Consider the following 15,713-nt stretch of genomic DNA (forward strand, 5'->3'; position numbering starts at 1 on the left):
CCGCGATACAGGCCACCCGTCGCGGTGACAGTCACGGTTGCGGGCGACCGCCGGGGTGCGCGGTACGTGATGACGGCGGGGGCGAAGCTTGCCCGGCCGCCTATGGCCGATGTACCTGAGAGAGAGGGGGAGGGGCGGGGCGGGGTGGGGGAGGGCCTGGCGGCCTCGGGGTCAGATCTCCATGGACCGGCCTCGTCCGGCGCCTCCGGCGCCGCCGGTGGGTGGGCGGCCGAACGACGCGCCGCCGAAGAGGGCGGCGTTCTGGGCCTTGCGGAAGTCCTGGAAGCTCGGCATCTGCTGTTTGCTCTTGTCGAGTTCCTCGATCTCCGTCATCTCCAGGCTCGTTCGGAAGGGGTTCGTGGTGGTGTACTGCTCGTCGTCGGAGGGCCTGCCGGGCTCCGAGGTGACGCGGAACTTGGCGCCGGGTGGGAAGACGGTTTCGCCTTCGCTCCGTTCCAGGGTGCTGAGTACCGAGGACATCTCGCCGCCGTGGTGTCCCTCCGCCTGGATGATCATGGTGACGGCGTAGACGGCCTTGCCCGGGAGGTCCAGCTCCGCGCCGATGCGGCGGCTCGTCGATTCGAACTGGGCTGCCGTGTACTCCTCGCCCTGGGTGAAGTTGCTGACGAAGGCGTCGAACTGCGCGCGGGTCTCGAAGGACAGGTCGCGCTGCACCTTCTGCCGGGTTTTCGCGGTCTTCGCCAGGGCGCCGATCATCGTCCCGGTCTTCCCGGCGACGCCGTACTTCTCGGCGACGCCTCCGCTGCGCAGCGCCTTGTTCCAGTCCTTGTAGGCGCCGCCCTGGTAGTCGTCGAGGACGTCGACCTCGTCTTCGGTCAGTCCCCAGTCCTCGCGCAGGTGGGAGCGGAGCAGGCGGACGAGTTCGCGGTCGGTGTCGATGGTGTGCTGCGTGTCGGGGTTTTCGATCAGGGTGCGCAGTCCGTCCACCTCGGCGGGGGTGAGCGCCGCGGACTGGACGTTCTGCACCTCCTTGCGAGCCTGGTCGAGGGAGAGCTGCTGGCCCTGGTAGGTGACCGTCCGCTGGACGGGGGCGGTCTCCTCGTCGGCGGCGCGCTGGACGGGGGCGGCTTCCGGCGCGGCCGGGGTGGGGACGGGTGCGGGCTCGGCGGTGGGGACCGGGCCGCGCATCACGTCGGCCGCGTTGGCTTCCGCCTCGCGTTCGAACCGGTCGGAGGGGTCGCTGACGCTGAGCCCCCCGGAGGTCTCGGTCCCGGCGACCGGGCCTTGGCGCTGCTGGATGACGTGGGTGAGTTCGTGCGCCAGGGTGTGTTTGTCCGCTCCGCCCTCGCCGACCACGATGTGGCTGCCCGAGGTGTAGGCGCGGGCGTTGACCTCCGCCGCGGAGCGGCTGGCGAGCGAGTCGGTGTGCATGCGCACGTCGGAGAAGTCCGCGCCGAGGCGTGCTTCCATCTCCTGCCGGAGTGGCTCCTGGAGTGGCTGGCCCGAGGAGCGGAGGACCTCGTGTACTGAGGATCGCTGGACGGGGGCGGTCCGGTGGTCGCCGCAGTCGGCGTCGTGGGTGTGGTCGGTCTCCTCCAGCATCCGCGCCACCGCCGCGTTTCCGGCGGCGCGTTGCAGGGCGAGGATTCCCGCCTGGACGGGGTCGGCCGTCCCGGTCTGGACGTGGTCCGGCGGGGATGTCAGGGGGTGGGGGACGGTCGCGCGGCGCCGGTCGGCGTCCTGCGCCAGGTCGGACTCGTGGGGGCGCATGGGCGGCGCTCCTTTCGGAGGCGTGACGGGATGTACCGGGGCCACCCGACACGCTCGGTCAGGGGTGGCGGGGAGAGGAAGGGCCGCCGGGGCAGTCTCGTGGGACGTCTCCGGTGCCTGGAAGGTCACCGCCCGGCCCGACCGCTCATCTCGGCCCCGGCCTGTCGCGCTGTCACGGACCCTGCCCCGTCCGCCCGTGCGGGCCCTGCTCCCCGTTCCTGCGCCGGGGACCGTGACCCGTGCGCGTGGGGGCCGGTGGTGCTGGTCCGGCGTCCGCCCGTCCCGGCCCCCGACCTGTTCCGCTGACGCGTGCCTGACCTGTCCGCCCGTCATAGCCCCCTGCTCGTCCCGTCCCCGGCCCGACCGCCCCCCCGTCAGGGCCGGGGACGGGCGGCCGTGCGTGAATGGGCGTGCGTGGGCGTGAATGGGCGGGTCGGGCGGGGGGTGCTTGTCGGGTCAGCGTTCGAGGAGGAAGGGCCGGGTCAGCGTTCGAGGAGGAGGGCCTGGCCCTGTCCCACGCCGACGCAGAGCGCGGCGAGTCCGGTGCCGGAGCCCGCGGTGGCGAGTTGGTGGGCGACGGCGCCGGTGAGGCGGGCGCCGGAGGCGCCGAGGGGGTGGCCGATGGCGATGGCGCCGCCGCGCGGGTTGACCACGGACGGGTCGAGCGCGGGCCACTCGGCCAGGCAGCCGAGGGCCTGGGCGGCGAACGCCTCGTTGAGTTCGACGGTGTGGAGGTCGTCGAAGTCGCGGTGGCCTTTGGCCAGAACGCGGCGTACGGCCTCCACCGGGCCGAGTCCGAAGAGCTGGGGTTCGATGCCGGTGACGGCCGTGGCGCGGACGCGGGCCAGTGGTTCGAGGCCCCCGGCGCGGAGTCCGGCCTCGTTGGTGAGGAGGAGCGCGGCGGCTCCGTCGTTGAGGGAGGAGGAGTTCCCGGCGGTGACGGTCCCGGTGTCGTCGGTGCGGAAGGCGGGCTGGAGGCGGGCCAGGGCCTCCGGGGAGGTGGTGTCCCGGATGGTCTCGTCGCGGTCGAGGGGTACGTCGGGTAGCGGGACGACCTCCGCCGCGTACTGTCCGGCGCGCCAGGCGTCGGCGGCGCGGTGGTGGCTGGCGGCGGCGAACCGGTCCTGTTGTTCGCGGGTGATGTGGTGCTTCTCGGCGACGAGTTCGGCCCCTTCGCCGAGGGAGACCGTCCACTCGGGGCGCATCCGCTCGTTGACCATGCGCCAGCCGAGGGTGGTGGAGTAGGTCCGTGGCGGGGCGGTGGGGAAGGCGCGGTCGGGTTTGGGCTGCACCCAGGGCGCTCGGCTCATGGACTCCACTCCGCCGACGATGACGGTGTTCGCGTCGCCCATCGCGACGGCCCGGTAGCCCTGGACGACCGCCTCCAGCCCGGAGGCGCAGAGCCGGTTGACGGTGGTTCCGGGCACGGTCGTGGGTAGTCCGGCCAGCAGCACGGCCATCCGCGCGACGTTGCGGTTCTCCTCACCGGCGCCGTTCGCGTTGCCGAGGACCACGTCGTCGACGGTGGCGGGGTCCAGGTCCGGGGCGCGGTCCAGGAGCGCGCGGACCACGTGTGCCGCCATGTCGTCGGGCCGGATCGGCGCCAGCGCTCCCGCGTACTTGCCCACGGGGGTGCGGACGGCGTCGGCGATGTACACCTCGCGCAGCTGACCTTCGCTCATGGGGCTGATCGTGGCAGGAGAGCGCGGTGGTGACCAGGGTGCGTGGGGGACGGCGGGCGGCCCGGCCCACGCGCCGCCTCGTCGGTGGAGCCCGCCGCCGGGGCGGACTCCGGGAGTCCGCCCGTCAGGGGGTGTGGCGGCCGGGGTGTGGCGGCAGGAGTTCCCGTACCAGTGTGCGGTGCCACCAGTCGCCGGTCTCCCGCCGTTCGCGGGGCGTGGTGAACCGGTAGCGGTAGAGCAGCGCCCGAACGCGGGTCGGGGGCGCGGTGGTGAAGGGGTTGACGCGCAGCAGCCGGACGGTGTCCGGGTCGTTCTCCAGCAGTCGGTCGACGAGCGGCAGCAGCCAGCCGCGGGCGGCGGCGGGGGACAGCGCGGCGAACCACATCATCCAGTCGAGCCGCAGGTGGTAGGGGGCGAACTGGCGGGGGAGCCGGCCGGTCGCGCCGGGCTTGCCGCGGAACTCGTAGGCGTGCCAGGTGGTGGTGGGGTCGACCGTCGTCGCGTCGGTGCCCTCCAGCACGATCTCGTGCCGCACCCTGGTCACGCTGCCGAACGCCCCGTAGGTGTTGACCAGGTGGACGGGGTTGAAGGAGGCGTTCATCCGCTGGTCGCGGCTGAGCATGTTCCGCACCGGCCAGTAGCTGAGGATGACGGTCAGTGCGGTCACCGCGACCGTCAGCCCCACGAACCAGCCGGGCGCGGTGTCGGTGGAGGCCGGGGGCGCGCCCAGCAGGGTGCTGTCGACGGCGGAGAGCGCGAGCACCATCGTCAGCCAGTTCAGCCAGGAGAAGTTGCCGGACAGCACCAGCCACAGCTGGGTCGTGATGATCAGGAGGGCGGCCACCGTCGCGACGGGCTGGGGCAGGAACAGCGCGAAGGGGACGACGAGTTGGGCCACGTGGTTGGCGGCGGCCTCGGCCCGGTGCAGCCGCCGGGGCAGGTGGTGGAAGAACCAGCTGAGGGGGCCCGGCATCGGCTGGGTCTCGTGGTGGTAGGTGAGGCAGGTCAGCTCGCGCCAGCAGCGGTCGCCCCGCCACTTGATGAGCCCCGCGCCGAACTCCACCCGGAACACCAGCCAGCGCAGCAGCCAGAGCACCAGGACCGGCGGTCCGGTCTCCGCGTTCCCCAGGAGGATCCCGAGGAATCCGGCTTCCAGGAGCAGCGTCTCCCAGCCGAAGCCGTACCAGGTCTGCCCGACGTTGACGATCGACAGGTACAGCAGCCACAGCACCGCCCAGGCCGCCGTCGCCGCCCAGAGCGGTACGGCGTCTCCGGCGCCCGCCGCGAGCAGCGCGGACAGCAGCGCGCCGGTCCAGGCGCAGCCCGCGAAGAAGCGGTCGGAGTAGTGCCAGTGGAACAGGCTCGGCGCCTCCCGGAAGCGGACCCGCCGGACGAACGCCGGTACCGGCAGGATGCCGCGCTCCCCGATCAGCGCCCGGAACTGTGTGGCCGTCGAGACGAAGGCGACCAGGTAGATGACGGCCAGTCCGCGCTGGATGACCAGCCTGCTCAGCCCGAGGCCGGGGTCGGTGAACCACTCCATGGCCGCATGGGTACCACCCGTGCGCGGGGCGGGCCCGGGGACCGGCCGTCGCTGCGCCTTTTGGCCTCCCCGGGCGCCGGTCCCGCCGCCTGTCCTACGGTGGGCGCATGACCGTCCGTGTACTGCTGGTTGACGACGATCCGCTGGTCCGCGCCGGGCTGCGGCTGATGCTGGGTGGGCTGCCCGATATCGCGGTCGTGGGGGAGGCGGGGGACGGTGAGCGGGTGCCCGGGCTGGTGGCCGAGCTCCATCCCGACGTGGTGCTGATGGACCTGCGCATGCCGCTGCGGGACGGGCTGTCCACCACCGAGGCGCTGCGCGCCCGTCCGGACGCGCCGCAGGTCATCGTGCTCACCACCTTCGACGCCGACGAGCACGTGCTGCGTGCCCTGCGGGCGGGGGCGGCGGGCTATCTGCTCAAGGACACCCCGCCGGAGGGGATTCTCGCCGCGGTGCGGAGCGTCGCCGCGGGGGAGCCGGTGCTCTCACCGGCCGTCACCCGGCGGCTCATCGACCGGGTCGCGGCGCCGGAGCGGGACGGGGCCCGTGGCCGGGCCCGGACGGCGCTGGACGGGCTGGCCGCCCGGGAGCGGGAGGTCGCGCTGGCCGTGGGCGGGGGGCTGTCCAACGCGGAGATCGCCCGGGAGCTGTGGATGAGTGTCGCCACAGTGAAGGCGCACGTCTCGCGTGTGCTGGGCAAGCTCGGCCTGAACAACCGGGTGCAGATCGCGTTGCTCGCGCACGACGCGGGGCTGCTCGACGAGGAAGGGCCCGGGTTCGACGGGGCGGGGCCCGGGTTCGAGGGGACCGAGCCGGGGTTCCACGGGGTGGAGCCGGGGGCGCCGGGTCGCTGACCGGGCGTCAGCGGGTGGTGTCCGGGCTCGTGCGCCCGGAGTCCGCTTCCCGGGCTCGCTCTCCGGGGCGGGTGCGCGGAGGGGCTTGTGGGAACACGTCGCGGCGGCCGGGGGTTGTCCGGGGTATGACGGCACCCGCTCGATCCGCCCCGCTTCTCTCCGTCCTCGACCGCTCCCTGGTGCGGGAGGGCGAGCCGCCGGGCCGGGCGCTGTCGGAGACGGTCAGTTTCGCGCGGTCGGTGGAGGAGTGGGGTTTCCACCGGTTCTGGGTGGCGGAGCACCATGGTGTGCCGGGCGTGGCGGGGGCGGCGCCCACCGTGCTGGCCGCCGCGGTCGCCTCGGCCACCAGCCGGATTCGGGTCGGCACCGGGGGCGTGATGCTGCCGAACCACGCGCCACTGGTCGTCGCGGAGCAGTTCGGGGTGCTGGAGTCGCTCTTTCCGGGCCGGATCGACATGGGGCTGGGCCGCTCGGTCGGTTTCGTGCCCGCCGTGCGGGCGGCGCTGGGCGCGGACCGGGCGGCGGCGGACCGCTTCGGTGACCAACTGGCCGAGTTGTTCCGCTACTTCACGGGTGAGGCGGAGGTCAGCGCGGTGCCGGCGGAGGGGCTGCGGGTACCGGCCTTCGTCCTCGCCGTCGGTGCCGGGGCCGAGGTGGCGGCGGCGTACGGACTGCCGCTGGTGCTCGGGGCGCACCGGGAGGAGGCGCGGACCCGTGCCGCTCTCGACCGCTATCGGGCCGCGTTCCGCCCGGCGCCCTGGGCCCCGGCCGCGCGGCCGTACGTGGTGCTGGCCGTCAACGCGGCGGTCGGCGCCACCGCGGAGGAGGCGGCGCGGACGCAGCTCCCGGAGGCGTGGTCCACCGTCCGCTCGCGCGTCCGGGGCGTGTTCGCGCCGCTCGTCCCGGCCGGGGCGGTGCCGCTGGACTCGTTGACCGACCGGGAGGCCCGGTACCTCGCCGAGGCCCGGGCCGGGCAGCTGCACGGCACCGCGGACGAGGTGGTCTCCGCGCTGTACGGGCTGGCCGGGCGGCTCGGCGCGGACGAGGTCCTGCTGACTCTCGCCACGTACGAACCGGCCGAGCGCCGCGCGTCCTACCGGCGGCTCGCGGAGGCGGCCGGACTGGTCCCGGCGCCGTCCGCGACCGCCGGGCCCGCGACCGGCTGACCGCGCCGCGCGGTGGCCGTCGGTCGCCGGGCGGGGGTCATCCGGGCAGGGAGCGCTTCAGCACCTTCCCCATGTCGTTGCGGGGCAGTTCGCTGAGGTAGCGCACCTCCCGGGGCCGCTTGTGCGGTGCGAGTTGGAGCGCCACCCAGTCCGCGAGTTCCGCGGGTTCCGGCCGGGGCTCGCCGTCGGCCGGGACGATCCAGGCGACGACCCGCTCGCCCAGTTCCGGATCGGGCTCCCCGGTGACCGCGGCCTCGGTGACGCCGGGGTGTTCCAGCAGGGCGTTCTCGATCTCGCCCGCCCCGATCTTGTAGCCGCCGCTCTTGATCAGGTCGGTGGTCTTGCGGCCGACGAGTCGGACGAAGCCGTCCTGGTCGATGGTGGCCATGTCGCCGGTGCGGAACCAGCCGCCGTCGAAGGCCTCGGCGGTGGCGTCCGGGCGGCCCAGGTACTCGGTGAACAGCTGCGGCCCGCGCACCTGTACCTCGCCGACGGTCTCGCCGTCGTGCTCGGTGATCCGCTCGCCGGCCTCGTCCACCAGGCGCAGGTCCACCTCGGGCAGCGGTACCCCCACGGTGCCCGGTCGGCTCTGGCCGTCCGCCCGGACGCTGGTGTTCATGAGGGTCTCCGTCATGCCGTACCGCTCGATGACGTGCTGGCCGGTGGCCTGCCGCAGCTGTTCGTGCAGGTACAGGGGGAGCGCCGCCGATCCGGAGACCAGCAGCCGCGCCCCGGCCAGCGCCTCGGTCAACTCCGGGTTCCCGGGGCAGGCTTCGGCGAGGCGGTGGTACATCGTCGGCACCCCGAACAGCATGGTGCCGCCGGACGACAGCTCGGCCGCCACCCCGTCGGGGGAGAAGCGGCCGAGGTGCCGCAGGGTGCCGCCGCGCCGCAGGGGGCCCAGGACGCCGAGGACCAGCCCGTGGACGTGGAACAGCGGCAGTCCGTGTACGAGGACGTCCCGGTCCGTCCACCGCCAGGCGTCCTCCAGCGCGTCGAGGGTGCTGGCGATGGCCCGGCGGGCGAGGACCACGCCCTTGGGGGGACCGGTGGTGCCGGAGGTGTACACGATGAGCGCGGCGGATCCGGCGTTGGGCTCGGGGGGCAGGCCCCAGCCGGCGGACTCGTCCTCGGCGGTGTCGGTGCGCACGTCCACCCGGGGCAGCGCGGCCAGTGGTTCGGGGAGTTCCGTGCCGGGCGCGGCCAGGACCTGGGACGGCGCGCTGTCCGTCAGGATGTGCTCCAGCTCCCGCTGTCCGCTCTTGGGGTTGAGCGGTACCACGGGCACCCCGGCGAGCAGTCCGGCGACCACGCCGACGGCTGTCTCCAGCGTCGGTGTGGCCCAGACGGCGACGCGCCCCGAGGGGTCGAGGCTGGTCGCCGTGGCCCCGGCCGCCTCCGCGAGTTCCTGGTAGCTGAGCTGGCGGTCGCCGAAGCGCAGCGCGGGGTGTGAGGACGCCTTGTGCAGCGCGGGGAACAACAGGGACACCGGGACTCCTTCGTGATCGCGTCGCTCTGGCGCCCAGCATCTCACCCGGACGGGGTGGTCCCCAGGGTCCGGGCCGGGACCGGTGCTCACCCCGGGGCCCGCGCGCCGGGCTCGGCCGGGCTGGTTCGGGCTGGGCCGGGCTCCGGCGTGGGGCGTGCGGTGGGCGGCGGGTTTGCGCCGACTGGGCCCGGATCGGGGCGGGTTGACTGGCCGGGGGTGTCAACGCCCGCCGTCGCCGGGCCGGTTCGGCGACGGACGGGGTGCCGCCGTCCGTCCGCCGCGCGTCGGCTACCGGGGGCGCCGGGAGCGGGCCCGCAGGATCCCGACGGCCAGCGCGGCGGGGGCGATCAGCAGCAGGGCCTGCGCGAGGAACGGCATCTTGGTGTCCTCCCTGGCCGCTTCGGTGGAGAGCCGGGGTGGCTCCGGTGGACGGGAGCGGCGGGAGGGCGAGGCTCCGGCCGCCTCGTCCGGTGTGGCGGTGAGGGAGGGCGTGGTGGTCTCCGGTGTGGGCGGGACGCGGCTGTTCGGGTCGCTGACGGAGGCGGAGGGCGGCACGGCGTCCCCGCCGCCGGGGCGCGTGGCCGGGGGCGCGGTGTTCGCCGGGTGGTGGGGGGAGGACGGGGCGGGGCGGGGGCAGGGGGACGCGGCGTGCGCGCTGAGGGTGGCCGCCGCGCTGGGCGCGCCGCGTGGGGCGAGGGTGGCCGTCATGCCGTGGCAGCCGCCACGTACCTCCGCGCCCATCCGCAGGCCCGGGTCGCCCAGGGTGACCTCGGCGCTCGCGGGGCCGGAGGGGAGGCGCTGGGTGGTGGGCGGGGGTTCGCCGAATCCGGGGGGGCCGCTCGGTCCGGTGACGGGTGGCGCGGCCGGGGAGGTCCAGCGTGGCGCGGCGCCGGGGGGCGGTGCGGCGGCCCGGGCGGCGGTTGGGGTGGTGGAGAGCAGCGCACACCCGGCGCAGAGCAGCGAGGCCAGTCGGAGGGTTGTGCGCGGCCGGTGTCGTGTCACCTCACCGATGGTGGCGTCCGGGGAGCGGCCGGGGCCCGGGACGGGAGGGGATTGACACGATGGGCTGAATCAGCGCACCCCGGTTCGGGGTGGGCTGGGTGTGGTGCGGCGCGCCGCCCGGGGTGCCGCCGGGTGGCGCGCCGCGCGTGGGAGTCCGCCGGTGGGGTGTGGGGGTACCGGGGGCTCTGGTCAGGCGTTGACGAGCTGCATGTAGCGGTCCCAGTCCCAGTGCGGGCCGGGGTCGGTGTGGTCGGCGCCGGGCACCTCGTGGTGCGCGATGACGTGCTCACGGGTCTTGGGGATGCCGTGGTTGTCGCAGATCGCCTTGGTCAGCAGCGCGGACTGCTCGTACATGGCGTCGGTGAACCAGGCCGGGTCGTCGATGAAGCCCTCGTGTTCGATGCCGACGCTGCGGGTGTTGTAGTCCCAGTTGCCCGCGTGCCAGCCCACGTCCTTCTCGTCGACCATGTGCGCGATGTGGCCGTCCTCGGAGCGGACGACGTAGTGCGCGGAGACCTGGGCGCTGGGGTTCTGGAACCAGGAGATGGTGCCGTCGTACTTGCCCTGCGTGACGTGGATGACCACGTAGTTGATCGGGTACTCCGAAGGCCGGTTGCTCACCGTGTAGTTGGAGGGGCTGGCCGGAATCCACTCCAGCTCCGGGTAGGCGGCGGCCTTCGAGGCGGACCGCGGACGGGCCAGCGCGGGCACCGCGGAGGCGGTCACCAGCCCGGCGCCGACGGCGAGGGCCGCGCCGCCGCGCAGCAGGTTGCGGCGGCTGGGGGTGGGGTGGGGGGAGGTGCGTCGTGGGTTGGTCATGGTGTCTCCCAGTGGGGGGTGGGATGGGGAGATGGTGCTGAGGCGCCCGATTCGAGGCACGTGCATGACAAGTTTACGCGCGTCGATACTGCCACCACCGGTGAGAAGCTGCCAAGTACCCACGTACGTACGGTTGTTCAGGACGCGATCGCGGCGGCACGCCGGACCGGCGCTCACGCACCACCCGCCCCCCGGACTCCCGCACCCGGCGCGGCCGCGGCACGGTGCGCCGGTGGAGTGCGACGGGACGCCGGGGCGGAGAAGGCGGAGAAGGAGGCTCAGCCCGGCGGCCCGGCGGCCGCGCGGCCCCGCCCGAGGGGGTCGTCGAGCACCGCCCGCACCACCGACTGGGCGGCGCCCCGCAGCGTCCCCTCCGAACCGAGTGCCGACACCGCCACCTCGGGCACCCGGCCCGGCAGCACGCTCCGCCGCCGCAACTCCCGCTCCCAGCTGGGCAGCAGCCACTCCCCGAAGCGGGCCAGCGTTCCGCCGAGTACCACCGCCGCCGGATCCAGCAGGTTCACCGCTCCCGCGGTCGCGACCCCCAGCACCCGGCCAGCGCCGCGCAGCGCCCGCAGCGCCGCCGGATCCGCCGCCCGCGCCCGCTCCTCCAGCGGCGCGAGGCGGGAGCCCGCCGGGCCCGGGTCGAGCCCGGCCGCGCGCAGCAGGGCGGCCTCTCCCGCGTACTGCTCCAGACAGCCCCGGCCTCCGCACCCACAGGACCGCCCCTCCGGATACACCGGCACGTGCCCCAGCTCCCCGGCGAACCCGCCGCTGCCGTGCACCAGTTCACCCCCGAGCACGAGGGCGCCACCGATCCCCGCCTCGGCCGAGACGTGCAGGAAGTCGCGCCGCTCCACCCCGGGCCCGGCGAGCCACACCTCGGCCAGCGCCGCGAAGTTGGCCTCGTTCGCCACGGTGAGCGGCTCCGCGACGGGCAGCGCCGCGCCGACGTCGGTGTCCCGCCAGCCGAGGTTCGGGGCGTGCCGCACCACCGCGCTGTCCCGCCCGACGAGCCCGGGCACCGCCACCGCGACCCCCGCCGGGGCCAGCCCCGCCTCCCGTGCCTCGGCCGACACCCCGGCGATCAGCTCGCGCAGCGCGGCCAGCACCGCGCCGGGCGCGTGGTCCGGCACAGGGTGCCCGGCCACCGTCCGCGCCCGCACCGTCCCGCGCAGGTCGGTCGCGCAGACCGCCAGCCGGTCCACCCCGATCTCCGCGCCGATCCCGCACGGGCCGGTGTCCGCCAGCGCCAGCACGCTGCCGGGCCGCCCGACCGCGCCGGACCGCCCGGGGCCCAGCTCCACCAGCAGCCCGGTGCCCAGCAGTTCGTCGACGAGTGTCGAGACGGCGGCCCGGGTCAGGCCGATGCGCGCGGCGATCGTGGCGCGGGACGGCGCGCTGTCGGCCGCCACCGCGTGCAGCACCCGGGAGAGGTTGCGCCGCCGCAACTCGCGCTGTGAGGACGGCGGGGGGCCCGGGGAGCCCGGAGGCACGGGGGAAACCGGGGGACCGGGGGACCCCGGGGGTACTGCCATCGCGTTCCTCCGCGGGGTGCGCCGGACGGGTTCGGCCGCCCCACGGCTCCGCCGGGCGCTGACCGTCGGGTCGTGGCGGTCAGCGCCGCCCCGAGAGCAGGGTATCCGCGTCCCCCAGGGCCGAGGCGAGCCGGGCCCAGGTGGCCTCGTCCCGCTCCAGCGCGGGGTAGGAGGGACCGCGCGCGGTGTCCCAGCGGCGCGCCGTGGTCACCGGATCCTCCCCCAGCAGCAGCCCCGCCGCCTGCGCGGCGGCCCCCAGCGCCACGTGCTGTTCGGCCTCCGGCACCCGCACCGCCCGGCCCGACAGCCGCCGCACCGTCTCCCGCCACGCGGTACCCCGCGCCCCGCCACCGATCAGCGTGATCGGCTCGGCGCCGTCCGGTTCGGGGCCCAGCACCCGCTCCAGCGCCCGGAGCAGCGCGAACACCGCGCCGTCGTAGGCGGCCTGAAGTAGCTGGCCGCCGGTCGTCTCGTGCCGCAGCCCGCTCAACAGCCCCGCCGCGTACGGCAGATGGGGGGTGCGCTCGCCGTCCAGGAAGGGCAGTACCGCCAGTTCGCCACCCGGCTCGACGGCCTCCCGGTCCAGGCCCAGCAGCGCGGCGATCCGGTCCACCGCGAGCGTGCAGTTCAGGGTGGTCGCCAGTGGGAGCCAGCCGGTGCGCGCGTCCGCGAAGCCGGTCACCGTGCCCGTCGGGTCGGCCGGGCGCTCCCCGGAGACCGCGTAGACCGTTCCGGAGGTGCCGAGGCTCAGCACCGGTTGCCCGGCCCGCAGCCCGAGGCCCAGCGCCGCCGCCATGTTGTCCCCGGTGCCGGTGGCGACGAGCGTCCCGGCGGGCAGCGGCAGCCCCTCGCGGACGGTGCCCGCCGCCTCGCCCGCCGCCAGCACCCGGGGCAGCAGCCGCCGGCGCAGCCCGGCCAGCTCCAGGATCTCCTCGTCGTACCGCTCGGTGGATCCCGCCCACCAGCCGGTGCCGGAGGCGTCCCCCCGGTCGGTCACCGGCTCGCCCGTCAGCCGCTCGGTGAGGAAGTCGTGCGGCAGCCGCACCGCGGCGGTCGCCTCCGCCGCCTCCGGCTCGTGTTCCCGCAGCCAGAGCCACTTGGTGACGGTGAACGACGGCGGCGGCACACTGCCGACCCGCTCGGCCCACACCCGCGCCCCGCCCAGCCGCTCCACCAGCTGGTCGCGCTGCGGCGCCGAGCGCAGGTCGTTCCAGAGCAGCGCGGGCCGCACCGGCCGTCCGTGAGCGTCCAGGGTGACCAGACCGTGCTGCTGACCGGCGACGGAGACGGCGGCCGCGGAGCGCGCCGCCTCCCCGCACTCCCGCAGCGCCGCGCCCAGCGCGTCCCACCACCGCTCGGGGTCGCTCTCCCGGCCCGTGCCGGTGCTCACCTCGTGCGGGGCCTGGCCGCGGGCCACCACGACCCCGGTGGCCGCGTCCACGACCAGCACCTTGGTTGACTGCGTGGAGCTGTCCACGCCGACGACGAGTGGTCCCTCAGGTGCGGACATCGCTACCGCTCTCTTCCCGCGCCCGCCCCGGCGTGCGCATAGTAGTTCGTCAAGGGCGATGACTAAATAGCGAACCGACCGCCCGGCCAACGTACGCATCGACGCGGCGGCGTGCCGCGGAGAGGGGCGCCCGCGTGGACCCTCGACCGACTCCGGAGGACCGGTTCAGCTTCGGCCTGTGGACCGTGGGATGGCAAGGCCGTGACCCGTTCGGCGACGCCACCCGGGCGCCGCTCGACCCCGCCGAGGCGGTGCGGAACCTCGCCGGCCTCGGCGCCTGGGGCGTCACCTTCCACGACGACGACCTCGTGCCGCCCGACGCGGCCCCCGCCGAACGCGAGCGCCGGATCACCGACTTCCGCCGGGCGCTGGACGCCACCGGCATGACGGTACCGATGGCGACCACGAACCTCTTCACCCACCCGGTCTTCAAGGACGGGGCGTTCACCGCGAACGACCGGGACGTCCGGCGGTTCGCGCTGCGCAAGACCCTGCGGAACATCGACCTGGCCGCCGAACTCGGCGCCCGCACCTACGTCGCCTGGGGTGGCCGGGAGGGGGCCGAGTCCGGCGCCGCGAAGAGCGTCCCCGACGCCCTCGACCGGCTCCGCGAGGCCTTCGACCTGCTCGGCGCGTACGTCGTCGAACAGGGTTACCCGCTGCGCTTCGCGCTGGAGCCGAAACCCAACGAGCCCCGCGGCGACCTGTTGCTGCCGACCGTCGGGCACGCCCTGGCCTTCATCGAACGGCTCGACCGGCCCGAGCTGTTCGGCGTCAACCCGGAGACCGGACACGAGCAGATGGCCGGACTGAACTTCCCGCACGGGGTCGCCCAGGCCCTCTGGGCGGGCAAGCTCTTCCACATCGACCTCAACGGACAGCACGGCGTCAAGTACGACCAGGACCTGCGCTTCGGGGCGGGGGACCTGCGTGCCGCGTTCTGGCTCGTCGACCTGCTGGAGACCGGCGGCTACCAGGGGCCCCGGCACTTCGACTTCAAACCGCCGCGCACCGAGGACGCCTCCGGCGTCTGGGAGTCCGCCGCCGGGTGCATGCGCAACTACCTGCTGCTGCGCGAGCGCGCCGCGGCCTTCCGTGCCGACCCCCGCGTCCACGCGGCGCTCCGCGACTCCCGGCTGGACGAACTGGCCCGTCCCACCCTCGACTTGGGGGAGACGCCCGCCGCGCTGCTCGCCGACCGCACCGCCTACGAGGACTTCGACGTGACGGCGGCGGCGGAGCGTGGCATGGCCTTCGAACGACTCGACCAGCTGGCGATGGATCACCTGCTGGGTGTCTGATCCGGTGCCAGCGACTCCGGCAGACCGAACACCGCGAACAGCGAGGTGTCGAAGAACGCCGAGGCGCGGGTCACCAACCCGCCCCGGATCTCCAGCACATGGAGGTTGAACGGGTGGAAGTGGCCGTCCTCGCCCCGCCAGTAGAGCCCGAAGGCGGGCTGGCCGTTGGCGGCGGTGGATATCATCCGGCCCTCACCGGGACCGATCGGGCACTGGGCGGCGATCAGCCGCCCGATGGCCTCTCCGCCCCTGTACCACTCCGGGAAGGGGGGCATCTCCCAGACCGCGTCCCGCGTGAACAGCCGCACGATCGCCGGGACATCGGCCTTCTCGAACGCCTCGGCGTACCGGTCGAGCAGCTCCCGCGCCGCCGGATCGGTGGGTTCCGCCAGCGCCTCCTCCGTCGGTGACACCGAGGCGAGCTGCGCCCGGGCCCGCTGGAGCGCGCTGTTCACCCCGGCCACGCTGGTGTCCAGCAGCTCCGCCACCTCCGCGGCCCGCCAGCGCAGCACGTCCCGCAATAGCAGCACCGCCCGCTGCCGCGGCGGCAGGTACTGGAGGGCCGCCACCAGGGCCAGCCGGGTGCGGGAGCGGGTGACCGCCACCGTCGCCGGATCGGAGGGGGCCTCTCCCAGCAGCGCGTCCGGCATCGGCTCCAGCCACGGCACCTCGGGTGCCTCCACCACCGTCCGTTCGGGGTCGCCCGGCGCCCCGATGCCCGAGGGCAGCGGCCGGCGGCCCCGCTGCTCGATGGCGGTGAGGCAGGCGTTCGTCGCGATCCGGTACAGCCAGGTACGGAGCGAGGAGCGGCCCTCGAAGCGCTCACTCGCCCGCCAGGCGCGCAGGTAGGTGTCCTGGACGAGGTCCTCCGCGTCGTGCACCGAACCGAGCATGCGGTAACAGTGCGCGAGCAGCTCACGGCGGTACGGATGGGCCCGCTCCAGCAGGTCGGAGTCCGGCCCCACCTGGGGGGCCGAGGTGCCGGTGGTCCGCTCCGCCGTCGCCTTCGCCATCGCCGTACCTTCCCTCGCCCGTGCTTTTCGGCGAGTCTGGCAGAAGGGTCCGACAACGCCCGGGA

General features: G+C 74.8%; 12 protein-coding genes. 3 read left to right on the forward strand and 9 right to left on the reverse strand.

Translation table 11 applies throughout. The features are described 5' to 3' along the window. Positions 1–171: 171 nt before the first annotated feature. The 3 genes from E0L36_RS27720 to E0L36_RS16260 all read right to left on the reverse strand — a co-directional run bounded on the left by E0L36_RS27720 (position 172) and on the right by E0L36_RS16260 (position 4,956). Entirely contained in the window at positions 172–1,731 is a 1,560-nt protein-coding gene (locus E0L36_RS27720; RefSeq protein ID WP_180929730.1) for a DUF4157 domain-containing protein, read from the reverse strand. A 482-nt stretch (positions 1,732–2,213) separates the two neighbouring features. Continuing rightward, positions 2,214–3,413 carry a thiolase family protein gene (locus tag E0L36_RS16255; protein ID WP_180929731.1) on the reverse strand — a complete coding sequence of 400 codons (1,200 nt, stop codon included), beginning with the start codon at positions 3,411–3,413 and terminating at the stop codon, positions 2,214–2,216. 124 nt (positions 3,414–3,537) lie between these two features. Next, a complete protein-coding gene (locus E0L36_RS16260; RefSeq protein WP_180929732.1) occupies positions 3,538–4,956 on the reverse strand; it encodes a lipase maturation factor family protein in 1,419 nt (472 codons plus the stop codon). Between the two features lie 107 nt (positions 4,957–5,063). Here E0L36_RS16260 and E0L36_RS16265 point away from each other — a divergent pair, with 107 nt between their 5' ends. Both E0L36_RS16265 and E0L36_RS16270 read left to right on the forward strand, forming a co-directional pair. Beyond that, complete coding sequence (locus E0L36_RS16265; protein WP_180929733.1) at positions 5,064–5,810, forward strand: response regulator transcription factor; 747 nt, start codon at positions 5,064–5,066, stop codon at positions 5,808–5,810. Between the two features lie 125 nt (positions 5,811–5,935). Then, positions 5,936–6,976 (forward strand): MsnO8 family LLM class oxidoreductase, encoded by a 1,041-nt coding sequence (locus E0L36_RS16270; RefSeq protein WP_180929734.1) that lies wholly within the window; start codon positions 5,936–5,938, stop codon positions 6,974–6,976. A gap of 37 nt (positions 6,977–7,013) precedes the next feature. Here the strand turns inward: E0L36_RS16270 and E0L36_RS16275 are convergent, their stop codons facing one another. The 5 genes from E0L36_RS16275 to xylB form a co-directional block, all read right to left on the reverse strand. Beyond that, entirely contained in the window at positions 7,014–8,465 is a 1,452-nt protein-coding gene (locus E0L36_RS16275; protein ID WP_180929735.1) for an acyl-CoA synthetase, read from the reverse strand. 288 nt (positions 8,466–8,753) lie between these two features. Next, positions 8,754–9,467, reverse strand: coding sequence for a hypothetical protein (locus E0L36_RS16280; RefSeq protein ID WP_180929736.1), 714 nt, complete (start codon positions 9,465–9,467; stop codon positions 8,754–8,756). Positions 9,468–9,656: 189 nt separating this feature from the next. Further along, positions 9,657–10,286, reverse strand: a complete 630-nt coding sequence (locus E0L36_RS16285) for an N-acetylmuramoyl-L-alanine amidase (protein WP_180929737.1) — start codon at positions 10,284–10,286, stop codon at positions 9,657–9,659. Between the two features lie 278 nt (positions 10,287–10,564). Next, on the reverse strand, positions 10,565–11,824 hold the full coding sequence (locus E0L36_RS16290) for an ROK family transcriptional regulator (protein WP_180929738.1): 1,260 nt from the start codon (positions 11,822–11,824) through the stop codon (positions 10,565–10,567). 79 nt (positions 11,825–11,903) lie between these two features. After that, a complete protein-coding gene (gene xylB, locus E0L36_RS16295; RefSeq protein WP_180929739.1) occupies positions 11,904–13,334 on the reverse strand; it encodes a xylulokinase in 1,431 nt (476 codons plus the stop codon). 134 nt (positions 13,335–13,468) lie between these two features. On the opposite strand from xylB, the gene xylA reads away from it, so the two are divergent. After that, complete coding sequence (gene xylA / locus E0L36_RS16300) at positions 13,469–14,635, forward strand: xylose isomerase (RefSeq protein WP_180929740.1); 1,167 nt, start codon at positions 13,469–13,471, stop codon at positions 14,633–14,635. Here xylA and E0L36_RS16305 read toward each other — a convergent pair. Next, positions 14,617–15,648, reverse strand: coding sequence for a sigma-70 family RNA polymerase sigma factor (locus tag E0L36_RS16305; protein ID WP_180929741.1), 1,032 nt, complete (start codon positions 15,646–15,648; stop codon positions 14,617–14,619). The genes xylA and E0L36_RS16305 overlap by 19 nt on opposite strands. Positions 15,649–15,713: the final 65 nt, after the last annotated feature.

The organism is Streptomyces sp. AJS327 (assembly GCF_013450295.1).
Lineage (GTDB): Bacteria > Actinomycetota > Actinomycetes > Streptomycetales > Streptomycetaceae > Streptomyces.

Bases quoted from the DNA above. Each gene is read 5' to 3' on its own strand.
- E0L36_RS16255 (WP_180929731.1), bottom strand. From the start codon at position 3,413: ATGAGCGAAGGTCAGCTGCGCGAGGTGTACATCGCCGACGCCGTCCGC.
- E0L36_RS16290 (WP_180929738.1), bottom strand. From the start codon at position 11,824: ATGGCAGTACCCCCGGGGTCCCCCGGTCCCCCGGTTTCCCCCGTGCCT.
- E0L36_RS16265 (WP_180929733.1), top strand. From the start codon at position 5,064: ATGACCGTCCGTGTACTGCTGGTTGACGACGATCCGCTGGTCCGCGCC.
- E0L36_RS16305 (WP_180929741.1), bottom strand. From the start codon at position 15,648: ATGGCGAAGGCGACGGCGGAGCGGACCACCGGCACCTCGGCCCCCCAG.
- E0L36_RS16260 (WP_180929732.1), bottom strand. From the start codon at position 4,956: ATGGAGTGGTTCACCGACCCCGGCCTCGGGCTGAGCAGGCTGGTCATC.
- xylB (WP_180929739.1), bottom strand. From the start codon at position 13,334: ATGTCCGCACCTGAGGGACCACTCGTCGTCGGCGTGGACAGCTCCACG.
- E0L36_RS27720 (WP_180929730.1), bottom strand. From the start codon at position 1,731: ATGCGCCCCCACGAGTCCGACCTGGCGCAGGACGCCGACCGGCGCCGC.
- E0L36_RS16270 (WP_180929734.1), top strand. From the start codon at position 5,936: ATGACGGCACCCGCTCGATCCGCCCCGCTTCTCTCCGTCCTCGACCGC.
- E0L36_RS16285 (WP_180929737.1), bottom strand. From the start codon at position 10,286: ATGACCAACCCACGACGCACCTCCCCCCACCCCACCCCCAGCCGCCGC.